This window comes from Roseateles sp. GW821-FHT09G09 (assembly GCF_059415965.1).
Genome location: NZ_JBWKOG010000006.1, coordinates 21,047 through 44,109, shown reverse-complemented (window position 1 = coordinate 44,109; position 23,063 = coordinate 21,047). Strand labels below are relative to the sequence as shown.

Sequence of the window (23,063 nt, the reverse complement as noted above, 5' to 3'; positions counted from 1 at the left end):
GGCAGAGGTCGGCGGCAGAAGTCGGCGACAGAAGTCAGACCACCGCCGCCGGCCCGCCCATGCGCGCGTTGCGCATCATCCGCGCGGCAAACATCGCGGTGGAATGGCCCCACGGCGTGTAGCGCGGCAACTGGAACAGGTCGGCCCCCGGCAGCGCCACGCCGGCCGCAGTGCTGACGGCGGCCTCGAAGCCGAGCTCCCGCAGCATCGCCGCGTGACCCGCGTCGTAGTCGCGCACCGGCCGGCCGTTCGGATAGGCGAAGCTGCGCACCGGCCGGCCCAGCAACGCCGCGAGGTGGTCGCGTCCCGCCTGCACCTGCGCGCGCGCGCCTTCGGGCGACAAGGTCGTCAGCACCGTGTGGTCCACCGTGTGGCCGCCGATCTCGTGGCCCGCGTCGGCCAGCTGCCTGAGCTGCGCGTCGGTGAGCATCAGGTCGTCCGGCATCGCACCGACCGGCTGCGCCGCCAGCATCCGGCGCACCTGCGCGTCGCGCTCGTCGGGCGCCAGGTATTTCAACTGCACCTGCAGCGCGGAGATGGCCTTCAGGCGCTCCTCGGTCGTCGCGACCGGATGCACGCCCATGCCCACCGTCGACAGGTCCAGCACCGGGCCCGGCACCAGGCGCACGAACTCGACCACCGTGTCGCTGAACATGCGGCCGCCGTTGAGGTAGCCGGTCGCGATGAACACCGTCGCGCGCGCCTCGTGGCGCGCCAGGATCGGATGCGCCACCGTCCAGTTGTCCGCGTAGCCGTCGTCGAAGGTGATGCACGCCGCCCGCTTCGGCAGGCGGCCCTCGCGCAGCGCGGCGGCGGCGTCGCTCACCGTCATGAGCGTGAAGTGGTCCGCCAGGAAGGCCACCTGCGCCTCGAAACGCGCCGCGTCGATCTCGCCGGGCCGCATCGCGTCGCGCGCCGGCAGCACGCGGTGATAGATCAGGATGCTCAGCGCGGGCTCGCCGCGCGGCCAGCCCAGCAGGCTCAGCGACGCCAGCATCAGGTGCCTCCCCAGTACGGCGAATGCACGTCCCGCGGCGCCTGGCCCGCGGCGACCGCGGCCTGCTTGCGGCCGGCCACCTCCGAGGCGACCACGCGGTTCACCACCACCACGATCAGCACGAGGTAGTAGGGCAGATCGAAGTACACCAGGCTCAGGAAGGCGCCGCCGGTCGCGTAGCCGATCAGGCCGACCTGGCACATCGCCGACAGGTCGCGCGCCCACTGCAGCTCGGGCAGGTCCTTGGCGTTGCGGATGGTCGCGCTCGCCAGCCGCCAGGTGGTCGCGAAGATGCCGACGAAGATCGCCAGGCCGAAGAAGCCGTGTTCGCCCATCGCCTGGAAGTAGATGCTGTGCGCGGTCAGCGGCACCGACGGATCGGGTGCGTACTTGGCGAACACCGCCGGACCCGCGACCGTGAAGCCGCCGCCGAACGGGAACAGGTCGATCGCCAGCCGCCAGGCCATCTGCCACGCGTTGATCCGTCCCATCGCCGACGAATCCTGGTCGTAGGTCTTGATGGTCTCCATCCGGTCGGTCCAGCTGTCGGGCATGAACGCGAAGATCAGCGGCAGCGCCACCAGCACCACCAGCGCCAGCGGCAGCTTGTTGCGGCTCTTCAGCCACATGAAGAAGGACATCGTCACGATCGCCAGGAAAGCGCCGCGCGATTGCGAGCCCACCGCCGAGGCCATGCACAGCAGCATGGCCAAGGTCGCCAGGTGACGCTGCCAGGGCCTGGTCGCCTGCAGCTGCAGGTAGCGGATCAGGGGCACCGTCATGATGGTCGCCAGCGCCAGCGAGTTGTTGTCCTCGATGAACGAGCCCTCCGGGCCCCACACCCGCGCCGAGCCGCCGGACAGCACCGTGAACACGCCGCCCTTGATGCCGTAGTAGCCGATCGAGATCACCAGCACCAGCACCAGCCAGTCCAGGTCGCGCCGCCGCTTCACCACCAGCAGCGACACCAGCACCATCAGCAGCACCTTGAAGGCGCGCGACCAGAAGTTCATCTCCTTGTCCGGATAGAACGAGAACAGCAGCGGCGACACGCCGATCCACAGGATCCAGATCGCCAGCAGGACGGTCACCGCGTTGACGGGGAACTTGACCAGCTTGTCGCGATGCACGATGAGGCTGGCGAACAGCGCCAGCGCGATCACCATGGACCAGGGCGCGTCGTGCGCGAAGCCGTAGGCCAGGCGGTGCGGGTTCATCACCCCCATCCACACCCAGCCCAGCACGCCCCACATCGGGTCCCTGAAGGTCTTGTAGATCAGGGCCATGAACAGGCCCAGCATCAGCAGGTCACGCATGGCGCAGCTCCGGCGACCGGCGCGCGGTCAGGATGCGGTGGAACAGGTCGAGCTGGCCTTGCGTCGTGGCATCCCAGCTGAAGCGCTCGGCGTAACGCCGCGTCGCGGCGCGATCGCGGGGCGACGCGCGCAGCCGGCGCACCGCCTCGGCCACGCCGGCCGCCGTGCGCTCGGGCATCAGTTCGCCGGCCTCCGGGCTGGCCACGACCTCGGGCGTGCCCCACACCTTGGAGGCCGCCACCGGCGTGCCGCAGGCCATCGCCTCCAGCAGCACGTTGGCCCAGCCTTCGCGGCTGGAAGCCAGCACCAGCGCGTCGACGCCGACATAGACCTCGCGCAGTCGCGCCTGGGGCAGCGCGCCCAGGAAACGGACGCGCGACGCCACGCCCAGCGATTCGGCCAGGCGACGCAGGACGCCCTCCTCCGGGCCGGTGCCGGCGATCAGCAGGTCGACGTCGGGCAGCTCGGCGAGCGCGCCGATGACCAGTTCATGGCCCTTGCGCTCGATCAGGTGACCGACGGAGGCCAGCGTGAAGCGGCGCGTCCCCGCTTCGGTCGCCAGGCCCAGCGCGGCGCGCGCCTCGTCCCGTCCGGCGGGATGGAAGAGCGCCAGGTCCACGCCGTTGCGCAGCGCGGTCACCTTGGCGGCGTCCGCGCCCAGCGCGACGAGTTCGTCCTTGAGCGCTTCGCAGACGGTGATCATCGCGTCGGCCTGGTGGGCCGCGCGCAGGATCAGCTTGCGCGGGAAGGCGTGCTGCGGGATCAGGTTGATGTCGGTGCCGCGCGCGGTGATCACCACCGGCTTGTCCAGCGCCCGCGCCACCATCACCGCGGCGACGCCGTCGGGGTAGAAGTAGTGCGCGTCGATCAGGTCGAAGTCGTAGCCGCTCGCCTGCAACTGGCGCGCGGCGCGCAGGAAGGTCCAGGCCAGCGTGTACGGCGCGCTGCTCATGCCGACCTTGGGCAGCCGCACGAAGCGCGGATGGCTGATGTCCAGCCCGTGGCGCGATTCGCGCGCCGGCGTCGCGGCGAACTTGCCGTACTCGCCGAAACGTTCGCCCTGGAGCGGGAACCACGGCACCGGCGCGATGACGCGCGACTCGGCCTGGCCCGACGCGATCAGGTGGCGCAGCCGGGTCTCCACGAAGATGCCGTGGCTGGGCATCACCGCGCTCGGGTACAGCGTCGAGAAGGTCAGCAGTTTCAGCATGCTCAGGCTTTCGCGTCCCCGGCGCGGACAGGCGCCGCAGGAGCGCCGTCGACGGCGGCGGCAGCGACGGCCCGCGTCTCCGGGGCGACGGCCGCGTGCGCGGCCTGCTGCGCCTCGCGCGCGCCCTGCCCGTTCTTCAGGGCCCGGCCCAGGGCCACGACGCGCGCGGCGTTGCCATGCCAGGTCAGTTGGAGTCGACCGATCGTCGCGCGGGCGCCCTCGCCCAGGCGGCGGCGCAGGGCGTCGTCCGACGCCAGCCGCGCCAGCAGCGCTTCCAGCGCGCCGGGCTGCGCCGGATCGAAGAGCAGCGCGTTGAGGTCGTCGTCCAGCACTTCCTCGATGTTGGGCTGGTTCGGCGCGACGATGGCCTTGCCGAGCGCGAGGTACTCGAACAGCTTCAGCGGCGAGGCGTACGCGACCACCGCCGGCTGCAGCGCGATGTCGAAGGCGGCCACGTAGGCCGGCACCGCGTCGCGGGACACGACGCCGGTGAAGCGCACGCGCTCGCCGAGCTTCAGCTCGCCGGCCAACGCCTCGAGGTCGGCGCGCGCCGGACCGTCGCCGACCAGCAGCAGCCGCGCATTCGCGGGCGCGGCGTCCGTCGCCATCCAGCGGATCACCCGATCCATGCCGTGCCAGTCGCGCACGAAGCCGGTGAAGCCCAGCACCAGCGCGCCGTCCCAGCCGAGCGTGCGCTTGGCCGCCTCGGGCGACGGCGCCGCGTCGAAGTGCTCTTCGTTGATGCCGTTCGGGATCACCACCAGCCGGTCCTGCGGCACGCCCCGGGCGCTCACCATCGCGCCGAGCACCTTCGTCACTGGCAGCACCGCGTCGGCGCCGCGCCAGACGGTGTCTTCGGCCCAGCGCGCGATGCGCGGCAGCGCGAGGCCGCCGAACTTCGCGCGTTCGTCGACCAGCGGCGCATTCACCTCCAGCAGCAGCGGCAGCCCCAGGCGCCGCTTGAGCATGAGGCCGCTCAGCAGGAAGAGGTTGTAGCGCTCGTAGATCAGGTCGGGCTGGAAGTCCCGGGCCGCCGCGGCAAGGCGGCGGTAGGCCACCAGCGAATAGGCCAGCTCCAGCAGCTCGTAGACGAACTTGGGCAGCTTCGCGCGCAGGCGGTGCACCCAGCCGGTGTCGTCGCCCATCTTCGCCTTGTCCTCGGGCGCGGACTCGCCGCCGGGCGCGACCACGCGGACCTCGTGGCCGAGCGCCCGCAGCGAGCCGATCATCTCCTCGATGTGGACCGCCTGGCCGTCCTTGGACGCGGTGCGATGGTGGTAGAGGATCTTCATGCGGAGCGGAGGGACATCGGGGAATCAGGGATCACGGGACTCACAGGATTCAGGCGGCCTCGCGCATCGAGGTCGCGCCCATCACGTTGCGCAGGAACGCGTCGTACATCAGCAGGGTCCAGAGCGGCGTGCTGTGGTCGCGGCTGCCGTTCTCATGCTGCTCGACCATCTGGCCGACGGTCTTGAGATCGAACATGCCCGAGTCCGCGAGCGGCCCGCCCAGCAGCGAGTTCCGCACGCGCTGGCGCAGCGGTCCGCGGAACCACCGCGACAGCGGCACGGCGAAGCCCATCTTGGGCCGGTACAGCACGTCGCTCGGCAGGTGCGGCTCGAGCGTCTTCTTGAACAGGTACTTGCCCTCGCCGCCGCGCAGCTTCAGGTGGGACGGCAGGGTCGCCAGCCATTCGACCAGCGGGTGGTCCATCAGCGGCTCGCGCACTTCCAGCGAATGCGCCATCGACGCGCGGTCGACCTTGGTGTTGATGTCGCCGACCAGGTAGGTGTGCGTGTCGATGTACTGGATCAGCGCCAGCGGATCGTCGGTGTTGGCGCGCTCCGCGTGCTGCAGGAACAGGTCGCGCGCGTTGTAGCCGCCGAGCTCCGACTTGAAGCGCGCGCTGTACAGCGGCATGCGCTCGTTGTCGCGGATCACGGACATCGTGTGGAAGTAGGCCTCGACCGAGTTGCGCGCCAGCGCCTGGAAGGTCGTCTTGGCGCGGAACACGCGCGGCGCCCAGTCCGCCTTCGGATAGAGCCGGCCCAGCGTGCCGAACAGCGGCTTGCGCAGCCCCAGCGGCAGGCTGGCGCGCATGCGCTCCTCCATCATGTGCAGCTTGTAGCGGCGGTAGCCGCCGAAGCTCTCGTCGCCGCCGTCGCCCGACAGCGCCACCGTCACGTGCTTGCGCGCGAGCTGGCAGACGCGGTAGGTCGGGATCGCGGAGCTGTCGGCATAGGGCTCGTCGTAGAGCCGCGCCAGCGTGTCGATCAGGTCGAAGTCGTCGCTCTGGACGGTCTCGACATGGTGCTCGGTCTGGTACCGGTCCGCCACCATCCGGGCGAATTCGGACTCGTTGTACTGCGGGTCGTCGAAACCGATCGAGCAGGTCTTCACCGGCCCGTTGGTCTCGCCGGCCATCATCGCCACGACCGCGCTGGAATCCACGCCGCCCGACAGGAAGGCGCCCAGCGGCACCTCGGAGATCAGCCGCAGCTTGACCGCCTCGCGCAGGCGGCGGGTCAGTTCTTCCTGCGCCTGGACCTCGTCGATCTTGCTGTCGGTCGTGAAGTTGACGTCCCAGTAGCGGCGCGGCTGGCCCAGCGGCTCGCCGCGCCGGATGACCAGCGTGTGCGCCGGCGGCAGCTTCAGCGCCTGGCGGAAGATGGTGCGCGGCTCGGCCACGTAGCCCAGCGCGAAGTACTCCTCCACCGCCTGCGGGACGATGTCGCGCTTCATGCCCGGATGCGCCAGCAGCGCCTTCAGCTCGGAGCCGAAGACCAGCGTGCCGTCGTCCAGCAGGCCGTAGAACATCGGCTTCACGCCCAGCCGGTCGCGCGCCATGAAGAGCTGGTCGCGCGCCTTGTCCCAGATCACGAACGCGAACATGCCGCGCAGCTTCTGCACGCAGTCCTCGCCCCAGGCGGACCAGGCGTGCACGATGGCTTCGGTGTCGCTCTTCGTCTGGAACTGGTAGCCGAGCGCGGTGAGCTCCGCCGTCAGTTCCCGGTAGTTGTAGATCTCGCCGTTGAAGACGATGCCCACCGAGTGGTCCGCGTTGAACAGCGGCTGCTGCCCGGTCGCGATGTCGATGATGGACAGCCGGCGATGGCCGAAGGCCAGGCCGGGCTGCAGGTGGATGGAGCCCTCATCCGGGCCGCGGTGGTGCAGCGAGTCGTTGATGCGATGCATCAGCGCGCCGTCGAAGTCGCGCCGCCCCCGGGTATCGAAAAGTCCGCTGATTCCGCACATGGTCCTACCCCGCGTCCGTCCGTGTCAGTTCTTGTGGCCGGCGGCATTGTGGCCGCGCAGCGTGTCATACAGGCCCTGGTACCGAGCGACCATGGCGCGCATGCTGAAATCCTGCTCGACGCGCGCCCGGCCCGCGTCGCCCATCGCGGCGGCCTGCGCCGGATCGCGCGCCAGACGCAGCAGCGCCGCGGCCATCGCGGCCGGATCCGCGGCCGGCACCAGGAGGCCGCTGCGCTCGCGCGTGACCAGGTCGGCATTGCCGCCGACCTCGGTCGCGACCACCGGCAGCCCGCTGGCCATCGCCTCGAGGATGGTGTTGGAGATGCCCTCGGCCAGCGACGGCAGCGCGAAGACATGCAGCCCGCGCATCACCGCCGGCACGTCGGTGCGCTCGCCCGGCAACCAGGCGAGATCGGCCAGGCCGGCCTCGTCGAGCAGCGACTGACACTGCGCCCGCAGCGGGCCGTCGCCGATCAGCACGAGCCGGGCGCGCGCGCGCAGGTCCGGCGCCTGGGCGATCAGCGCGATGAAGGCGCGCGTCAGCATGACCTGGTCCTTCACCGGCGCCATGCGGCCGACGGTGCCGATCAGCCAGTGCGACGCGGGATCGAAGGGGCAGCCGGGGATGGCCTCGACCTGCTGGCGCTGGAAGCGCGCGGTGTCGACGCCGTTGACGAACTGGCTCACGCGCGCCGGCGGCACGCCGACCGGCCCGGTCAGGTAGTCGCCGAGGTCGCGCGACAGCGCGATGTAGTGCGAGACGAAAGGCTTGTAGAAGCGGCGCACGCGCTGATAGGCGCGATTGCGGCCGTCGAGGTCGCCGACGTCGCGGCCATGCTCGCCATGGATGCGCACCGGCACGCGCGCGGCCCAGGCCGGCAGCTGGACTTCCAGCGCGGCCAGGTTGCGGCTGTGCACGATCGCGGGCTTGAGCGCGCGGAACAGCTGGTAGAGCTTGGGATAGAGCCAGAAGCCCTGCCCCGGCGGCTTGTCCAGCGCGAAGCACGCGACGTCGTCGCGCTGCAGCCGCTTGCGGAAGTCGGTGACCTCGGTGAGCGCGACGATCGCGTGGCGGTAGCGGTCCGCCGGCATGTGGTTGATCAGGTTCACCACGCCGTTCTCGAGCCCGCCGGTGTCGAAGCGGTACATCACATGCAGCACCAGGGGCCGCTCGTCGGCGGCCGCGAGCGCGCGCTCGACGCTCAGGCCGGCGCTCATGTCGGCGCTCCTGGCGTGGAGGGCTTCAATGTCGTTGGTGTCGTTGGCGACGGCGGCGTCGTCAAAGGCGCGCCCCGCGCGCCGCCGTCGCGCACGCGGCGGAGTTCGCCATCGATCGTGCCCCAGTGCTGACGCAGGAAGAGATCCAGCCGCTGCGGCGCCAACTCGTCGGCCTCGGTGTAGACCAGCACCAGCGCCGCGTCGTCGCCGCGGCCCTGGAGGCGCTCCAGCGCGCCACGCACGCGCGCCTGCCAGGCGCTCGTCATCGGCCGGCCGTTGATCCAGTAGACATGCCACACCAGCATCCGCGGCGCGGTCACCGCGTCCAGCGACGAGGCGCGCACCTGGGTGGTCAGCATGGTGACCGGCGTCGCCGAGCCGCCGGTGACGGGCACGAAGCTGGCCTCGCCGCGGCCGGTGACGGCCCAGTGCTTGTCCTCTGCGGCCACGACGGCGTTGCTGGAACTCACCAGCTTGCGCTCGTAATCCTGGTCGCGGAAGTACTGCAGGTGCAGGCCGACGCGCGGCTTCGCGGCACCGACCTGCGCCGGGCCGGTGAACTCCTGATGCAGCGCGGCATTCGCGCCTTCGAAGTCGGGGACCCAGGCGTCGGACGGCACGACCTGGTCCGACCAGCCCGGCTCCACCGGCACCGCGGGCAGCGCGCCGATGGCGGTCGAATGCCCCTGGCGCAGCAGGACGCCGGCCGTGACCGGCAGCGCGATGGCCACCAGCAGCGCGGCGGCAGCCATCCAGGCCGTCGAGGCGGTCCGGGAGGTATCGGCGGCCGGGGTGACGTCGCGGTTCGGCGGCACCAGCGGCAGTTCCGGCTGTGCCCAGCGCGCGCCGATCAGGAACATCGCGAGCATCACGATGCCGAAGAACAGCCAGCCGTAGATCAGGTGGTCGACGCCGACGGCCAAGGTGTTGCCCGATAGGTGGCCGATCATCACGATCAGGTAGGCGCGCGCCCAGTTCGCCACCAGCGGCAGCGCCAGCGCGAAGGCGACGAAGCCCAGCCGGCGGCGGTTCGAGTGGTAGCTGAGGTAGGCGTAGAGCGTGCCCACCATCGCCGAGGCGATCAGGTAGCGCACGCCGGAGCAGGCCTCGACGACCGACCACTGGCCGCTGGGGATGATGAACTGCAGGCCCTCCTGGTAGACCGGCAGGCCGCTGAGCCGCAGCGCGACGACGGTGAACTTCGCGGTCCAGTCCATCAGCTGCGGCAGCAGGAACTCGCCGACCGGGACGCAGAAGAACAGGAAGCCCAGCGGGAAGACCATCTCGCGCGCGACGCGCCGGCCCAGCACGGCCGGGACCAGCAGCACCAGCATGGCGACGAAGGTGAACTGCGTGACCGCGTTGATCGCGGCGAAGTCGGCGAACAGCCACACCCCGCCGAGCGCCACGATGGGCAGCGCCAGCCACGGCACCGGCCGCGGCGTCAGCGGCGCGACCATCGCGCGCCGCCGCCAGGCCAGCCACAGCACGATCGGCGGCACCAGGAAGGCATGCGTGAAGGTGCCGGACCGCCACCAGATCGTCACCATGCCGAGCGCCGTGTGCCGGTACAGCAGCAGCAGCGCGACGACGAGCAGCACCAGCACCGTCAGCGGGCGGCGCCAGGCGGCGGGGACGCCGCGCTGCTGGAGCGCGGCGGGCGTGGTGGCGCTCATGCCGCCTGTCCTTGCGGCAGGTAGCCGTCCAGCTTGGCCAGATGCGCCTGCCAGCTGAACTGGCGCAGCACGCGTTCCCGTGCCTGCTGGCCGATCGCTTGCGCGCGGGTCGGTGCGCTCAGCAGCGCGTGCACCAGTTCGAGGTAGTCGGCGGCGCTCTCGGCCGACAGCAGGTCCTGGCCCGCCAGCACGCCGTCGGCGCCCAGCGCCTCGACGCAGCTGCGCGCCGCCACGACCGGCCGGCCCACGGCCATCGCCTCGAGGATCTTGTTCTGCACGCCGCGCGCCAGCCGCAGCGGCGCGACGACGGCCGCCGCGTGCTGCAGATAGGGACGGACGTCAGGCACGGTGCCGGTCACGCGCACGGCGTCGCCGGCCAGCGCGAGCACCGCGGGCGTCGGCGCGCGGCCGACGATGGTGAAGCGCAGCGTCGGCCAGCGCTGGCGCAGCTGCGGCAGCACCTCGGCGGCGAACCACTGCACCGCGTCGACGTTGGGCCAGTAGTCCATCGCGCCGGTGAAGACCAGCGGCAGCTCATCCTGCGCGAAGGGGCTGGCCTGCTGCGGCAGCGGGGCGAAGTAGCCGCTGTCGACGCCGTTGCCCAGCGCCTCGACTGGCGCGCCGGTGGAGGACAGGCGCTGGAACAGCGCCTTCTCGCCCTCGGTGACGAAGAACGAGCAGCGCGCCTGTTCGGCGACGCGGCGCTCGTAGGCCAGCAGCTCGCGGCCCTCGCGGCGGTACAGCCACGACATCGGCCAGCGGTTGGCCTTGGCGTAATCGGTCCACTTGGCCGAATCCACGTCGACGAAGTCGATCAGCATCGGCACCGGGCCGGCCACGGCGCGCAGCTGCTCGGCGTACTGCGCCATGGTCGACGAGAACACGACGATCGCGTCGAAGCGCTGCGTCTTGGCGATCTTCGCGATCCAGTCGCGCATCGCGCGATGGCGGTAGTACGGCAGGCTCAGCGCCTCGCCGGTCGCCAGGCCGCGCAGGCTGGCCACGCGCGCCAGCAGCGGATTCAGGTCGGCGGCGAAGAGCTCCTCGCACTGCGCCCGCAGCGCGGGCACGTGGGCCCAGTCCTCGGCGTCGTCGACGAAGGTGCCCAGCCAGACCTTGTGGTGCGCGGTCAGGTGCTTGAGCAGGTGGTACGAGCGCAGCTTGTCGCCCTTGTTGGGCGGGTACGGCAGCCGGTGGACCAGGTAGAGGATGTTGGCCATGGCGTCCTCAGCCCAGGCTGCGCACGATGTGCGGGCCCAGCCAGTTGGCGACGCCGATGGGCAGCTTGCGCCAGGCCTTGATCATGAGCTGGTACTTGGCGTTGCTCGGATTGTTCTGCGGCACGGCTTCGCGCTTGTAGAGGCAGTACTCGTAGTTCAGCGGCGTGGGCTCGAACCCCCAGTTCTTCTTGAACGAATAGCTGCCGGTGCCCTGCTTGCTGCGGCCGTAGTCGAAGACCTTGAGCCCGCGGCCGCAGGCGCGGCGCATCAGTTCCCAGTACTTGAAGTCGTTGGCGGCCAGATCGCGTGCGGCGACCGCGTCGCCGGCGTAGTACGGCAGCACCTCGTCGCGGAAGTAGAAGCTCAGCACGCCGGACAGCGGCTCGCCCTGCGGGCTGCTGACGATCAGCACCTCGGCCGCGTCGCCGAACTCGTCGAGCAGCGCCTGGAAGTAGCGCTTGGGCATCGCCGGCGTGCCGTGGCGGTGGACGTTGTCCGCGTAGAGCGCGAAGAAGCGCGACACGTCGCGATCGATCTCGGCCTTCAGCTCGTTCTTGATGCCCTTGCGGACCATCGCGCGCTGCTTGCGCGGGATCGCCAGCATGTTGGCCTCCTCGTCCTCGAGGATCTCCTTCCGGAAGGTCACGTACAGGTCCTGGTGTGGCCAGTCGAGGTGGCGGCGCTCGACATTGCGCAGCTCCAGGTGCTCGACGCCGAGGCGGCGCGCCAGCGCCTGCGCCTCGTCCTCGAGCGCGCGGGCCGCGTCGTCGCTGGTCGCGGCGACACCGCCGTAGACCGCAAAGGGCAGCCCCACCAGCGCGTGGCCGAAGAGCCGGCTCTTGTTCTCGGCCAGCGGCAGCACGCCCTCGATGACGCCGTCGCGCTCGGCGTACAGGAAGTGGCCCGCGTGGCCGAACTGCTTGCGGATGATCCGCTGCCAGGCGGCCAGGTGGAAGAAGGTGGCCGACGGGCAGCGCTGCACGAAGTCGTCCCAGCGCCTGGCACCGTCCGCGTCCTTCAGCGCGAGGTGCTTGACCTGGATCGCGCCCTTCAGCACGGCGCTCATGCCGCCAACCGCTCGGCGCCGGTCGGCGCGAGGAAAATCTCGTCCATCCGCGCCCAGGCGAAGTCGCCGAGCAGCTGCTCGATGCGCGACTCGGTGCGGCCGATGTTGACGTAATGGCGGAAACGCGTCTTCGCGTCGATGCCGGGAATGCGCGGCTGCTCCGGATCGATCTCCCAGGGATGGAAGTAGAAGACCGCGCTGCGGCCTTCGATGCGGTTGAAACGCTCGATCATCCAGCGCGACACGCCGTAGGGCAGCAGCCGGAACCAGCCGCCGCCGCTGCTCGGATAGTTCTTGCCGCGCCAGCGCAGCGTCGTCACCGGCACCTCGATCAGGCCCGGACGGACCTCGTAGGCGAAGCGCGGCGAATCGGGCATGCCGTAGTGGTCGTGCGCTATCGGATAGACGCTGGAGCTGTAGCGGTAACCGCATTCGGCCAGCACGTCGAAAGCCCAGAGGTTGTCCTTGCCGATCGAGAAACTCGGCGCGCGGTAGCCCTTGACCTCGACGCCGCCCAGATCCTCCAGCAGCGCCTTGGCGTCGCCGACGTCCTTCAGGAACGCGGCGCGGTCCAGGTCGCTGGCGCGCTCGTGGCCGAAGCCGTGGCTGGCCAGTTCGTGCCCGCGCGCGACGATCTCGCGCACGAGCCGCGGGTAGCGCTGCGCGATCCAGCCCAGCGTGAAGAAGGTCGCCTTGACCTGCTTTGCGTCGAGCAGATCCAGGATGCGGGCGATGTTGCGCTCGACGCGGCATTCGCGCGCGTCCCAGTCGCCGCGGGCGATGTAGGGCGCGAAGGCGGAGACCTGGAAGTAGTCCTCGACGTCGATGCTCATCGCATTGCGGATCGGTGAACGGGTCGTCGTGTTCATCGCATCGCTCCCACGAGTTTCTGCAGCAGCGCCAGCGTCTGCTGGTTGATCCGTTCCAGGCGCGTCAGGCTGTCTTCGATGCGCTGCAGGCGCGCGTCCTGACCGTCCAGGCTGAGGCCCGCGAGGCCGTCGGCCAGCGCGCCGAGTTCGCCGTGCAGGCCGCCGCCCAGTCCGCCGCCCGCCATGCGCGAGCGCATCCGCGTCAGGTCCAGGTCGACCGCGAGTTCGCCCTCGGTGGCATGGCCGTCGATCCCGGCGCCGTGCACCGCCGGGGCCGGCGCGGACGCCGACTCGGCGGCCAGGTCCTGCACGACCTCTTCGACGTCGGCCGCGGTCAGGTGCGGGTTCTCGTGCATGAAGCCCAGCAGCAGCAGCCGGTCGCACAAGGTGTTGATGCGGCGCGGGATGCCGTGGCTGGCCCGGTGCAGCGCGGTGAAGGCGTCGGCGTCGAAGCCGGGCTTGCCCGCGGCGCCGGCGCACTTGAGCCGGTGCTCGATGTAGCGCTGCGTGTCCTCCTCGTCGAGCGGGCCGATGTGGCAGCTCGCCGCGATGCGCTGGCGGAACTGCTCCATCTCGGGCCGCTGCAGGATCGCGCGGAACTCCGGCTGCCCGACCAGGAAGGTCTGCACCAGCGACTGGTTGCCGAACTGGAAGTTGGACAGCATGCGCAGTTCCTCGACCGCGCGCGCGGTGAGGTTCTGCGCCTCGTCGACGATCAGCAGGCAGCGCTTGCCGCGGCTGGCCTCGCTGACGAAGAAGGCTTCCAGCGCCATCAGCACTTCGCTCTTGGGCAGGTCCTTGACCCGCACGCCGAAGGCGGCGCCGACCAGGCGCAGCGTGTCCTCGGCGTCCAGCTGCGTGGTGACGATGTTGCCGATGACGACGTTGCTGCGGTTCAGGCTGTCCAGCAGCCCGCGCACCAGGGTCGTCTTGCCGGCGCCGATCTCGCCGGTGATGACGATGAAGCCGTCGCTGCGCAGCACCCCGTAGTCGAGGTAGGCCTTGGCGCGGCGGTGCTGCTTGCTGCCGAAGTAGAAGCTGGGATCGGGACTGAGCTGGAACGGCTTGCTGGCCAGCCCGTAGAAGGCCTCGTACATGTCGGTGACTGCTTAGAAGCGTTGGGTCAGCGATGCGTAGATCGCGTTTTCCTGATAGCTGGAGGCGAACAGGCTGGTGTCGTCGAACTTGGTCTGACGCAGGCCGAAGGCCGCATCGGTGCGCGGGCCCAGCCGGTAGGTGGCATTGGCCGTCAAGGTGCGCATGTCGTTGCCGCCCACGCCGCCGTCGCCGCGGGAGTTCTGCCGCGAGTAGCTCACGTTGGCGTTGGCCAGCGGCGTGAGCCGGTACCCGACCGACACCGTCGCGCCGCGCTGGCGCACGCGGTCGGTCAGGGCCAGGTCGCCGCTGCCCACGCCCAGCGGCGAGTTGATGAGGCGGCGGCTGTTGTTGTCGTTGCCGCTGAGCGTGAGCGTCACGCGCGGACCGGTCCAGATCAGCGACAGGTCGCTGCGACGTTGCAGCGACGCGGTGTTGCTCAGGAAACCGGTGCCGCTGAACGAATTCGGATCCAGGCCCAGCGCGGCCAGCAGCCCGCGCACGAACGCATCGCGCTTGACCGGATCGGGCTCCAGGCTGCCGAACTGCAGGTCCAGCAGCTGGTAGTTGGTCGCCTGCGTCGGCGTCTCGCCGGTGCTGACGCTCTGGCTGCTGTTGGCCCGCACCGAGAACTGCGCCATGCGGTGCTCGAAGCTCAGGTTGTGGCTGTTGCCGTAGCTGTGGTGCTGCCAATCGCCAGAGAACTTCGTCCGCGGGCCCGGCGACCAGCGCAGGTTGGCGCCGTAGACGGAGGTCGTCTCGGGACCGAAGTAGTCGCTGCGTTCACGGCCGCCGGTGAGGCCCACGCCCCAGTCGACGTCGGGTACCCAGTTCAGCGACGCGATCACGCTGGTGGTGCGGTAGTCGATGCCCGTCTGCTCGAAGTGCATGCGCGACGTCGACGTGTTCAGACCCCAGTTGAGTTCGCGGCCGGCGGGACCGAACAGGTTCAGCGACAGCGAGCCTTCCTTGCTGTTGCCGCTGCCGCTGGTCGCACCGGTGCCGCCCTCGCTGGAATCGCGCATCTGGCCCATCGCCCGCAGCTCGAAGCCCGCGAAGCTGCCCAGGCGGCCGCGCCAGTAAGGCGAGACCTGCAGCGTGCGCGTCTCCGTGCGGTTGGGGTTGTCCAGCGTGCCGTCCGGCGACTGCTGGCCGAAGGCCGAGACCGTCTGCTGGCTGATGTTGCCGGTGACGTCGACGAACAGCGCCGACTGCACCAGCTCCGCGGTGAGGCGGGTGCTCATCTGGTTCTGGAGCCGCGCGTCGCGCTGGCTCTTCGTGTAGACGATGCCGTCCAGCGTGTAGTCGAAGTTGCCGCGGATCGCGCCGCTGGTGCTGGAGATCGTCAGACCGGGCGAGACCGTCGTGATGAAGGCGCGATCGCGCGAGTTGTCGGGCGACAGCGCCAGGTTGTCGGTCCAGGTCTCGGAGACGCTGACCCGCGGCGTGAAGACGATGCCCTTGCGCGAGCCTTCGGCGCCGGTGGCCGCGTCCTGCGCGGCGGCCGGCGTCTGCGCCACGGCGGCGGCCAGCCCCAGCGTCGCGAGGCAGGCGCAACGGACGGCGGACAGCGGCCGGCGGCGGAGGTCGTGGGCCCGCGTCATCGGGTCAGGTCCGATCCGGGCCGGCGACTGGATTGGCGACCGGATTGGCGACCGGATTGGCCGAGCCATCCGGCGCATGGCCCTGGCCGTCCGCGCTGCCGTACCCGTAACCGTAGCCGTAGCCGTAGCCATACCCGTAGCCGTAGCCGCTGCTGCGCTTGTTGCTGGCCTGGTTGAGCAGCAGCATCTTCAGCGGGCAGTGCTCGATCGCGGCGACCGCCTGCTGCACCGCGCTCTGCGGCGTGCGCTCGGCCTGCACGACGATCACGATCTGGCCCATGTGCGTGGCCAGCACCCGGGACTCGGTGGTCAGCAGCAGCGGCGGGCTGTCGAAGATGATGATCCGGTCCGGGTAGCGCTTGGCCATGTCGTCCAGCAGCGCGGTCATCGCGTCGCTGGCCAGCAGTTCCGTGGCGCGCGCGTGCGGGCGGCCGCTGGGCAGCAGCGTCAGCTTGTCGACGTTGGTCTTGAGCAGGACGCTGGCCATGTCGGTCTCCTTCTCCAGCACGTCGAGCAGGCCGGGGCCGGGCGGCAGGCCCAGCATGCGCAGCATCGACGGGCGGGCGACGTCGGCGTCGACCAGCATCACGGTGCTGTCGAACTCGGCCGCGATCGACATGGCCAGGTTCAACGAGGTGAAGCTCTTGCCCTCGCCGGGCAGCGCGCTGGTCACCATGATCAGGTTGGCGTGATTGAGCGACGAGGCGCCCTTGTTCATCGCGTTGCGGATCAGCGGGCGCTTGATGTTGCGGTACTGGTCCGCCATCACCGTGCGCGGCGCGTTGGGCGTCAGGAAGCCCTGCGCGGCCAGCGCCTCGAGGTCGAGGTCGACGCGCTTGGAATGCACGTCGCCGGGGGCGCGGATCACCGCCGGGGCGGCCACGGGCGCGACAGCCGGCGCGACAGCCTGCGCTGGAGCCGGCGAGTTGGCCGGCGAGGTGGCCGGCGCCACCTGCGGTGCCACGGCGGGAGCGGCCGCCGCCGGCGCGGCGACGGGTGTCAGGCCGACGTCGACGCCGGCCTGCTTCAGTTGTTCCAGCCGCGCGGCGGCTTGTTCGATCAGGCTCGTCATGTTGTGGAAGCTCCCCTCATCCGGCCTGGCGGCTGATCCAGATGGCCATGCCGATCAGGCCGACCGCGTACAGGCTGACAAGGCTGCCCGAGGCGACGCCGAAGCGCAGCAGGTCCACCTTCTGCCGGCGCCGGTCCTCGCGCGTTTCCTGGCGCGACACGGCGCCCAGGATCGGCAGTTCCAGGCGATGGCGCAGCTCATTGAGATCGTGGAAGACCGGCCGGATCTGACTCGCGGCGAAGGCCGTGACCAGCCCGGCCAGCGCCGCCACGACCAGGCCGGCAGCCAGCAGCATCAGCCGGTTGGGCGACACCGGCTTGGGCGACGCGCGCGGCGGGTCGATGATGCGGAAATCGGCGACACCCGAGGTGTTGTCCAGGTCGGTCGACAGCGAGGCCGATTCGCGACGCTCGACCATCTCCTGGTAGTTCTTCTTGATGATGTCGTAGTCGCGGTTCAGCTGCGCGAACTCGGCCTCGAGTTGCGGCGCCAGCTTGATCGCGCCCTGCGCGGAGCCGTAGCGCGAGCTGTACTCGTCGACGCGGGCGCGGATCTGCGCGACCTCGACTTCCTTGGCCGCCAGGATGCGGGCCAGCTCCTGGTTGGCCAGGCTGTCGTTGGGGCCGCCGGTCGGCGACGGATTGGCCAGCGCGGCCTTCTGCAGGTCGGCCACTTCCTTGCGGCGCTGCTCTTCCAGGTCGCGGATCTGGCGCTTCACGTTGACGATGTCCGGATGCGCGTCCGTGTAACGCTGCTGCATCTGGTCCAGGTTGCGCTTGAGCTCGACGATGCGGTTGTCCAGTTCCGGCGTCGCGAACTTCTGCGCGCTTTCCTGCATCAGGCTCTGCAGGCTGGTGCCGGGCTGGTTGCGCTTGCGCTCGGCCTCGATCTGCTGGCGCGCGGCGTCGCGGGCGTTGACCGCCTCGCGCAGCTGCAACCGGGCGGCCTCGAGCTGGTTGCTGGTCTCGGCCAGGCGGGCCGCGGCGTCCTTGCCGTCAGCCTGCGTCAGCTGCAGGTTGCGCAGGCGGAACTCCTTGCGGCGCGCCTCGGCTTCTTCCAGCTTGGTTTCGTAGGTCTTGATCTGCTCGTTCAGGAAGGTCGCGGCGGTCGTGCTGTCCTTGCGGCTGGCGCCCAGACTGGACTCCATGAAGATCGACAGCAGCGAGGCCACCACCTTCTTCGAGATCTCCGGCGAAGAGTCGCGGTAGGACAGCAGGTACAGGTTGTTGGCCGAGTTGCCGGCGGTCTGGATCGACAGGTTGCGGGTGACGCGGTCGATCAGCGCGTCCTGGTCCGACTTGCTGGTGGCCTTCAGGTCCAGGTCGGCCATGCGCACCAGCTTCTCGACGTTGGGCCGGCTGATCAGCGTGCGGCTGAGCATGTTGACCTGCTGCTCGGTGTTGGAGAGCACGGCCATGCCCGACATCAGCGGCTTGAGGATGGACTGCGTGTCGACGTAGACGCGCGCGCTCGCCTCGTAGCGGTCGGGCACGACGAACACGACGACGGCCGCGCCGATGGCGACCAGCCAGGACGCGATCAGCCCCGGCCAGCGGTAGCGCCACATCCGCTTGAACACGGCCATCAGTTGCGCGATGAGGGAATCCATGCGGCGATCTCGGTTGCACCGGCTGGAGCGCCGGCGGGGCCCGGTTCGGAGCGGGCCGGTACTGCGGGAAAATCTGGAAGCGCGGGGAGCGACCCGGCAGGTGCCCGCCGGCCGCCTCCGCCGACCCGGAGGTCGGCGCGCGCGGCCGTCCGGGAACGGTCAGAAGAAGCTCTGCGGAATGATCAGGATGTCGCCCGGGCGCATCTCGACGTTGGCGGACACGTCGCCGCGACGGATCAGGTCCTTGAGGCGCACCGCGTACTGCTTGTTGCCCTCGGCGGTGCGCAGGATGCTGGCGGAGTTGCCGGCCGCGAAGTCGGTCAGGCCGCCGACGGCGATCATCACGTCCAGCAGCGTCATCTTCTGCTTGTAGGGCAGGAACATCGGCTTGGCGGCTTCGCCGACGACGCGGATCTGCTCGCTGTACGGACCGACGAAGCTGGTGACGATCACGGTCACCACCGGATCGCGGACGTACTTGCCGAGCTGCTTCTCGATGTCGCGGGCGACCTCGACCGAGTTCTTGCCCTGCACCGGCAGCTCGTCGATCAGCGGCGCGGCGATCTTGCCGTCGGGGCGGACCGGCACCGTCAACGACAGCTCCGGATTGCGCCACACGATGATGTTCAGCTGGTCGCCGGCACCGACGACGTAGCTGTAGTCCGCCTGCGAGGCCGCGATCGGCGCGGGCGGCAGGTTGCCGGTGGTCGAGCAGCCGGCGAGCGCCGCGGCGGCGGCCAGCAATGCAGCATGTGCCGCCTTGATGGAAGCGATCTTCAATCCAGTGTTCTTCAACATGTCCACCCCTGCAGGAAGCTGACCGGATTGCACCTCAGCGCGCACGGGTGTGGAACCCCCTGGACTGAGGGCGATCCCTCCCTGGCGTGATCGAATTCCGTGCTAGCGGATCCCGGCCCGGAACCGTCCGGATACAAGCCCGAAACAACCCGGCGCGAGCGCCCGTCAAAACCTCGCGCAAACCTCACGCCGGCTTCATGGAAAACCCGCAAGCCGACGGCGCCGACGAGGCCGGGCGCTATTTTCCACGCAGCACCGGCTTGATCAGCGCAATCAGCAGCCGCTGCAGCGGATGGGCGTTTCCCCAGGGCCGCCACGTGTGCCGCAGACGTCCGCGATAGGCGTCGAAATGCATGCCCCAGGGCGCGGCGCGCAAGGGGCCGCGATTCAACAGCAGCTTCAGCACGCTGGTCCCCATGAGCCCCGCACACAACTCGCAGGCCATACCCGTGGAAGGGCCGCGCTTTTCCTTGAAATTCACCGCTTCGGGCGCCACGAGATATTGCCGGCTGAGCATTGCCGGCGACACCCCGGCGATGAAGCGCGCATACTGTTCCTCGTGATCGCGGCCCTCGACCTGGAAATAGTCCTCGAAACTCATGCCGGTCGGACTGAAGTACAGGAACGCGGTCCCCATTCCCAGAGGCGCGGCGGTCATCGCCGGGATGCCCAACTCACGGCAGCGGCGGAAAACCTTGCGGCGCACCTCCAGCACGAAGAAGTCGAGGCTGTCGACATACACGTCGACGCCCTTCAGGAATTCATCGAGGTTGGCGTCGGTGACGCCGTCCCGGAAAAGCCGGATGTCGCTTTCCGGGTTGATGTCGCGGGCCATTTCCGTGACCACGTCGATCTTGGGGCGCCCCATCGACGACATGAACGCCGCAGCCTGGCGATTCATGTTGTGGACATCGAACTCATCGAAGTCGGCGATATTGAAATTGGCAATGCCCAGGCGCGACAAGGCCAGCACGTGCGCGCCGCCGACGCCTCCCAGCCCGGCCACCGCCACGCGGGCCCGGCGCAAACGCTGCTGCTCGTCCTTCGTGACCCAGCCGATATTGCGCGAGAACGCGCGGTCGTAATCGAAGACGAAACCGGACGGGGTGTCTCGCGTCATGGGCTCTCCCTTTATTCGTATGGCGCCGCCGTCAGATCACGCGAAAACAGTTCCCGCGGCGCAAGCGAAGAGTATGCGCCTGCGCCATGACGGCAAAACGCGGAAAAGCGCCCTGCCCGGTGACCGCGATCGCACCACCAGGGACGGGCCGCCCCTCCCCTCGACACCCCGGACACCCCCTCGACACCCCCCGATATGCGTGCCAGACCGCTGTCGAAAAACTTGACACGACCCGTCGAAGATTCCCGCATCCGAATGTTAAGTCTTTGATTTTCAATGAAGAAAGTCGCCTGGCACGGTACTCGCTTTGATGTCCGCCAAGAAGCCGGCACGTGCCGCTTCCTAACGTGCTTCTGGCAAGACGCATCCTCAAGGAGAGACACATGTTCAAGCAAGCAAAGCTCGCACTGGCCGCGATGACGCTGGCCGCCGCGACGTTGCCGGCGATGGCAGCACCGCTGTACATCAACACCGGGCAAGACTTCGTTCCCGAACCCAACGGTTCGACGAACACCACGACGTTCGACCAGCTGGGTTACAGCGGCACCCTGGCGACCTCGATCTACCTGGGTTCGCCGTCCACCCCGGGTACCACGGTGATCGACACCAACATCCCGTCGGTGATGAACTTCTACGGCTTCACGCCCGGCACGCACACCACGCTGTCTGGCGGTTCCGCTTCGTTCAACTACCCGAACGCGCCGGCACAGACCAACATCGATTCGCTGAACAACCCGACCAACCCGTCCGACCTGAACGGCTTCGTCGGCGGCGTGGGCTTCCCGGCCTACGGCTTCGGCAACGTCGGCGGCCTGGGCGGCGCCTGGGGCCTGACCTACCAGTACCAGATCGTCGGCAAGACCGTCGATTCCAACGGTGACGGTGTGTCCGACTACGTGACCTACAACACCGGCGTGTTCAGCGTGTTCTACCAGAGCGCGGCGACGGACCCGAACAACGGCAAGGAAGTCCTGCGCCTGATCGTCACGGGTTCGAACATCGAGCTGACCAACCTGAACGTCAGCGGCTATGTCGACTACAGCTACGCTGGCGGCGACACCTTCGTCCAGAACTTCTTCAACTCCGGTGATGGCCTGGGCTCGCTGTACAGCAACTGGCTGAACAACAACATCTCGGTGAGCTGGGTGCTCGACACCAACGTCGATCCCCCGATCCCGACCCCGGCCCAGCTGTACAACTCCGGCAGCGGCCTGATCCGTCAGTCGACGCTGGACGGTTCCCTGGTCATCAACGTGCCGGAACCTGGCACGCTGGCCCTGGTCGGCTTGGCCCTGGCGGGCGTGGGCTTCGCCCAACGCCGCCGCGCCCTGCGCAAGTAATTCGGGTCTCCCGGATGCAGAAGCCGCCCCTCGGGGCGGCTTTTTTCATTGTGTCGACGGATCCTTCAACGCAGCGGCGTGACGACCCCGCGGCCTTGCGACCAGATGATCGCCACCACCTGCTGCGCGTCGTAGAGCGCGTTCACATGCGCGATGCGGTTCGAGTAATAGTCGCCCTCGGCGGCCATCACATCGAACAGCGAGCGCTTGCCGAGCTGCTGCCACTGCTGCAGCGTGAAGCCGCGGACGCGTTCGCTGCTGCGCAGGATGTCGACCAGCCGGCGTGAGCGGTCGAGCGACGAGGACGCCGCCTCGTACATCTCCTGCACGCGATAGCGCTTGGCCTCGATCGTCTCGTCGCGCTGCAGCGACGCCGCCTGGGCGCGTCGCCGCGCCGAGGTCAACGCCGAGTCGGCGCCCGGCTGCACGATCGGGATGTTCACCGTGACGCCGCCGATCCAGTCGGTCTGCCGCGCCTGGCCGATCGTCGAGTTGCCGCTGACCAGCAGGCTCACGCTGGGCTGCTGCCCGGCGCGCACCGATTCCGCATAACTGCGCTGCGCCTGGGCCTGCGCCGCGGCGGCCGAGACGTCGGGCGACACCATGACGTCGGCCAGCATTTCATTGAGGTCGGGCAGCCGTGCCAGCACCGAGCTCATCGCCGCGCCGCGCGGCAGTTCGTCGCCGACGAAGCGCTTCAGGCGCACTTCCGTCTGGCGCAGCGCCGAGGTCGTCTGCTCATACGAGAGGTCGGCCTGCTGCAGGCTCTTCTGCGCCTGCACCAGCTCGCTGGCGCGGCCGCGGTCGGCCTTGGTGATTATCTCCAGCGCCTCGACGAGGCACGACATCTTGCGCACGTACTGGCTGTAGACCTGCGCCTGCAATTGATAGCGCCCGCGGTCCAGCGCCAGCGACACGGTCTGCAGCGCGACCTGCTCCTCGGCGCTCGACTGTCCGAAGCGCGCGGCCTCGAGCAGTTGCGATCGCCATTCCGTGAGCTTGGTGATGCGGCCGGAATCGTAGAGGGGCGCCGTCACGCTCAACGAGCCGCGCCCCTGCAGGCCGCTGGTGTTGTCCAGCGAGCCGTTGCCCGGCACGACGGTCCCGGTGTGTCCGGCGGTCAGGCCCATCGTCACCGTCGGCAGGCGCTGCGCCTTGGCTTCCGCGAAGTCGGCCTCGGCGGCCTGCGTCAGCATGCGCGTCGCCCCCAGCGCCTTGCTGCGGGTCAGCGATCGGTTGACCAGCTCCTGCAGCTGCGCGCGCGGGTCCGAGTCGGCGACGTCCAGCAGCGCCGTGTCCCTGGGGGACAGCTGTGCGGGCGGCAGGGTGCGCTCGTCGGAGCAGCGGCTGGGCGGCGGATCCTGCGCCCAGGCGGACGCGCTGAAGGCGCACAGCGCCGTCAGCACGACGGTGGCACCGGCGGTCAGTCGGAACGAGGCGGCGGAGGCGCGCCGCGGGCTGCGGCGCCGGTTGGTGTCGGTCATGGTCACGCGTACTGCAAGCAATTTCCCATGGGCTCTACTGGACCATTCCAGTGGGAAATCGAAGCGCCGATAAGCGGCGCGCAACCGGACTGTTCGTGACCTTCAGACGGG

At 69.4% G+C, this 23,063-nt stretch carries 18 protein-coding genes; 1 reads left to right on the top strand and 17 read right to left on the bottom strand.

What is annotated here, in order from left to right; all coding sequences use genetic code 11:
* Nucleotides 1-34: 34 nt before the first annotated feature.
* The 16 genes from AC07O8_RS16870 to AC07O8_RS16795 form a co-directional block, all read right to left on the bottom strand.
* Nucleotides 35-997 (bottom strand): polysaccharide deacetylase family protein, encoded by a 963-nt coding sequence (locus AC07O8_RS16870; RefSeq protein ID WP_495049146.1) that lies wholly within the window; start codon nt 995-997, stop codon nt 35-37.
* On the bottom strand, nt 997-2,313 hold the full coding sequence (locus tag AC07O8_RS16865) for a putative O-glycosylation ligase, exosortase A system-associated (RefSeq protein WP_495049145.1): 1,317 nt from the start codon (nt 2,311-2,313) through the stop codon (nt 997-999). Before AC07O8_RS16865 ends, AC07O8_RS16870 begins: the two co-directional genes overlap by 1 nt.
* On the bottom strand, nt 2,306-3,520 hold the full coding sequence (locus AC07O8_RS16860; RefSeq protein WP_495049471.1) for a glycosyltransferase family 4 protein: 1,215 nt from the start codon (nt 3,518-3,520) through the stop codon (nt 2,306-2,308). The genes AC07O8_RS16865 and AC07O8_RS16860 overlap by 8 nt, the downstream gene beginning before the upstream one ends.
* Before the next feature lie 5 nt (nt 3,521-3,525).
* Nucleotides 3,526-4,815 carry a glycosyltransferase family 4 protein gene (locus AC07O8_RS16855; RefSeq protein WP_495049144.1) on the bottom strand — a complete coding sequence of 430 codons (1,290 nt, stop codon included), beginning with the start codon at nt 4,813-4,815 and terminating at the stop codon, nt 3,526-3,528.
* Nucleotides 4,816-4,864: 49 nt separating this feature from the next.
* Nucleotides 4,865-6,781 carry an XrtA/PEP-CTERM system amidotransferase gene (locus tag AC07O8_RS16850; RefSeq protein WP_495049143.1) on the bottom strand — a complete coding sequence of 639 codons (1,917 nt, stop codon included), beginning with the start codon at nt 6,779-6,781 and terminating at the stop codon, nt 4,865-4,867.
* A gap of 24 nt (nt 6,782-6,805) precedes the next feature.
* Entirely contained in the window at nt 6,806-7,999 is a 1,194-nt protein-coding gene (locus AC07O8_RS16845; RefSeq protein ID WP_495049142.1) for a TIGR03088 family PEP-CTERM/XrtA system glycosyltransferase, read from the bottom strand.
* A complete protein-coding gene (gene xrtA, locus AC07O8_RS16840; RefSeq protein WP_495049141.1) occupies nt 7,996-9,675 on the bottom strand; it encodes an exosortase A in 1,680 nt (559 codons plus the stop codon). The genes AC07O8_RS16845 and xrtA overlap by 4 nt, the downstream gene beginning before the upstream one ends.
* Nucleotides 9,672-10,895 carry a TIGR03087 family PEP-CTERM/XrtA system glycosyltransferase gene (locus AC07O8_RS16835; protein ID WP_495049140.1) on the bottom strand — a complete coding sequence of 408 codons (1,224 nt, stop codon included), beginning with the start codon at nt 10,893-10,895 and terminating at the stop codon, nt 9,672-9,674. The genes xrtA and AC07O8_RS16835 overlap by 4 nt, the downstream gene beginning before the upstream one ends.
* Before the next feature lie 7 nt (nt 10,896-10,902).
* Entirely contained in the window at nt 10,903-11,961 is a 1,059-nt protein-coding gene (locus AC07O8_RS16830) for a FemAB family XrtA/PEP-CTERM system-associated protein (protein ID WP_495049139.1), read from the bottom strand.
* Nucleotides 11,958-12,830: an XrtA system polysaccharide deacetylase gene (locus AC07O8_RS16825; RefSeq protein ID WP_495049138.1), complete on the bottom strand. Its 873-nt coding sequence runs from the start codon at nt 12,828-12,830 to the stop codon at nt 11,958-11,960. The genes AC07O8_RS16830 and AC07O8_RS16825 overlap by 4 nt, the downstream gene beginning before the upstream one ends.
* Nucleotides 12,827-13,927: an XrtA/PEP-CTERM system-associated ATPase gene (locus AC07O8_RS16820; RefSeq protein ID WP_495049137.1), complete on the bottom strand. Its 1,101-nt coding sequence runs from the start codon at nt 13,925-13,927 to the stop codon at nt 12,827-12,829. The genes AC07O8_RS16825 and AC07O8_RS16820 overlap by 4 nt, the downstream gene beginning before the upstream one ends.
* Nucleotides 13,928-13,939: 12 nt before the next feature.
* Nucleotides 13,940-15,529, bottom strand: coding sequence for a TIGR03016 family PEP-CTERM system-associated outer membrane protein (locus AC07O8_RS16815; protein WP_495049136.1), 1,590 nt, complete (start codon nt 15,527-15,529; stop codon nt 13,940-13,942).
* A gap of 4 nt (nt 15,530-15,533) precedes the next feature.
* A complete protein-coding gene (locus AC07O8_RS16810; protein ID WP_495049135.1) occupies nt 15,534-16,601 on the bottom strand; it encodes an XrtA-associated tyrosine autokinase in 1,068 nt (355 codons plus the stop codon).
* A gap of 16 nt (nt 16,602-16,617) precedes the next feature.
* Complete coding sequence (locus tag AC07O8_RS16805; RefSeq protein WP_495049134.1) at nt 16,618-18,210, bottom strand: XrtA system polysaccharide chain length determinant; 1,593 nt, start codon at nt 18,208-18,210, stop codon at nt 16,618-16,620.
* Nucleotides 18,211-18,369: 159 nt separating this feature from the next.
* On the bottom strand, nt 18,370-19,008 hold the full coding sequence (locus AC07O8_RS16800; protein ID WP_495049133.1) for an XrtA/PEP-CTERM system exopolysaccharide export protein: 639 nt from the start codon (nt 19,006-19,008) through the stop codon (nt 18,370-18,372).
* A 238-nt stretch (nt 19,009-19,246) separates the two neighbouring features.
* Nucleotides 19,247-20,128: a ThiF family adenylyltransferase gene (locus AC07O8_RS16795; RefSeq protein WP_495049132.1), complete on the bottom strand. Its 882-nt coding sequence runs from the start codon at nt 20,126-20,128 to the stop codon at nt 19,247-19,249.
* Nucleotides 20,129-20,511: 383 nt separating this feature from the next.
* On the opposite strand from AC07O8_RS16795, the gene AC07O8_RS16790 reads away from it, so the two are divergent.
* Entirely contained in the window at nt 20,512-21,468 is a 957-nt protein-coding gene (locus tag AC07O8_RS16790) for a PEP-CTERM sorting domain-containing protein (RefSeq protein ID WP_495049131.1), read from the top strand.
* Between the two features lie 65 nt (nt 21,469-21,533).
* On the opposite strand, the gene AC07O8_RS16785 is transcribed toward AC07O8_RS16790, so the two are convergent.
* On the bottom strand, nt 21,534-22,952 hold the full coding sequence (locus tag AC07O8_RS16785) for a TolC family protein (protein ID WP_495049130.1): 1,419 nt from the start codon (nt 22,950-22,952) through the stop codon (nt 21,534-21,536).
* Nucleotides 22,953-23,063 lie beyond the last annotated feature (111 nt).

Coding starts and splice junctions, on each gene's coding strand:
- AC07O8_RS16815 (WP_495049136.1), bottom strand. CDS start 15,529: ATGACGCGGGCCCACGACCTCCGCCGCCGGCCGCTGTCCGCCGTCCGT.
- AC07O8_RS16855 (WP_495049144.1), bottom strand. CDS start 4,815: ATGAAGATCCTCTACCACCATCGCACCGCGTCCAAGGACGGCCAGGCG.
- AC07O8_RS16790 (WP_495049131.1), top strand. CDS start 20,512: ATGTTCAAGCAAGCAAAGCTCGCACTGGCCGCGATGACGCTGGCCGCC.
- AC07O8_RS16805 (WP_495049134.1), bottom strand. CDS start 18,210: ATGGATTCCCTCATCGCGCAACTGATGGCCGTGTTCAAGCGGATGTGG.
- AC07O8_RS16830 (WP_495049139.1), bottom strand. CDS start 11,961: ATGAGCGCCGTGCTGAAGGGCGCGATCCAGGTCAAGCACCTCGCGCTG.
- AC07O8_RS16820 (WP_495049137.1), bottom strand. CDS start 13,927: ATGTACGAGGCCTTCTACGGGCTGGCCAGCAAGCCGTTCCAGCTCAGT.
- AC07O8_RS16835 (WP_495049140.1), bottom strand. CDS start 10,895: ATGGCCAACATCCTCTACCTGGTCCACCGGCTGCCGTACCCGCCCAAC.
- xrtA (WP_495049141.1), bottom strand. CDS start 9,675: ATGAGCGCCACCACGCCCGCCGCGCTCCAGCAGCGCGGCGTCCCCGCC.
- AC07O8_RS16795 (WP_495049132.1), bottom strand. CDS start 20,128: ATGACGCGAGACACCCCGTCCGGTTTCGTCTTCGATTACGACCGCGCG.
- AC07O8_RS16845 (WP_495049142.1), bottom strand. CDS start 7,999: ATGAGCGCCGGCCTGAGCGTCGAGCGCGCGCTCGCGGCCGCCGACGAG.
- AC07O8_RS16850 (WP_495049143.1), bottom strand. CDS start 6,781: ATGTGCGGAATCAGCGGACTTTTCGATACCCGGGGGCGGCGCGACTTC.
- AC07O8_RS16865 (WP_495049145.1), bottom strand. CDS start 2,313: ATGCGTGACCTGCTGATGCTGGGCCTGTTCATGGCCCTGATCTACAAG.
- AC07O8_RS16800 (WP_495049133.1), bottom strand. CDS start 19,008: ATGTTGAAGAACACTGGATTGAAGATCGCTTCCATCAAGGCGGCACAT.
- AC07O8_RS16810 (WP_495049135.1), bottom strand. CDS start 16,601: ATGACGAGCCTGATCGAACAAGCCGCCGCGCGGCTGGAACAACTGAAG.
- AC07O8_RS16825 (WP_495049138.1), bottom strand. CDS start 12,830: ATGAACACGACGACCCGTTCACCGATCCGCAATGCGATGAGCATCGAC.
- AC07O8_RS16785 (WP_495049130.1), bottom strand. CDS start 22,952: ATGACCGACACCAACCGGCGCCGCAGCCCGCGGCGCGCCTCCGCCGCC.
- AC07O8_RS16870 (WP_495049146.1), bottom strand. CDS start 997: ATGCTGGCGTCGCTGAGCCTGCTGGGCTGGCCGCGCGGCGAGCCCGCG.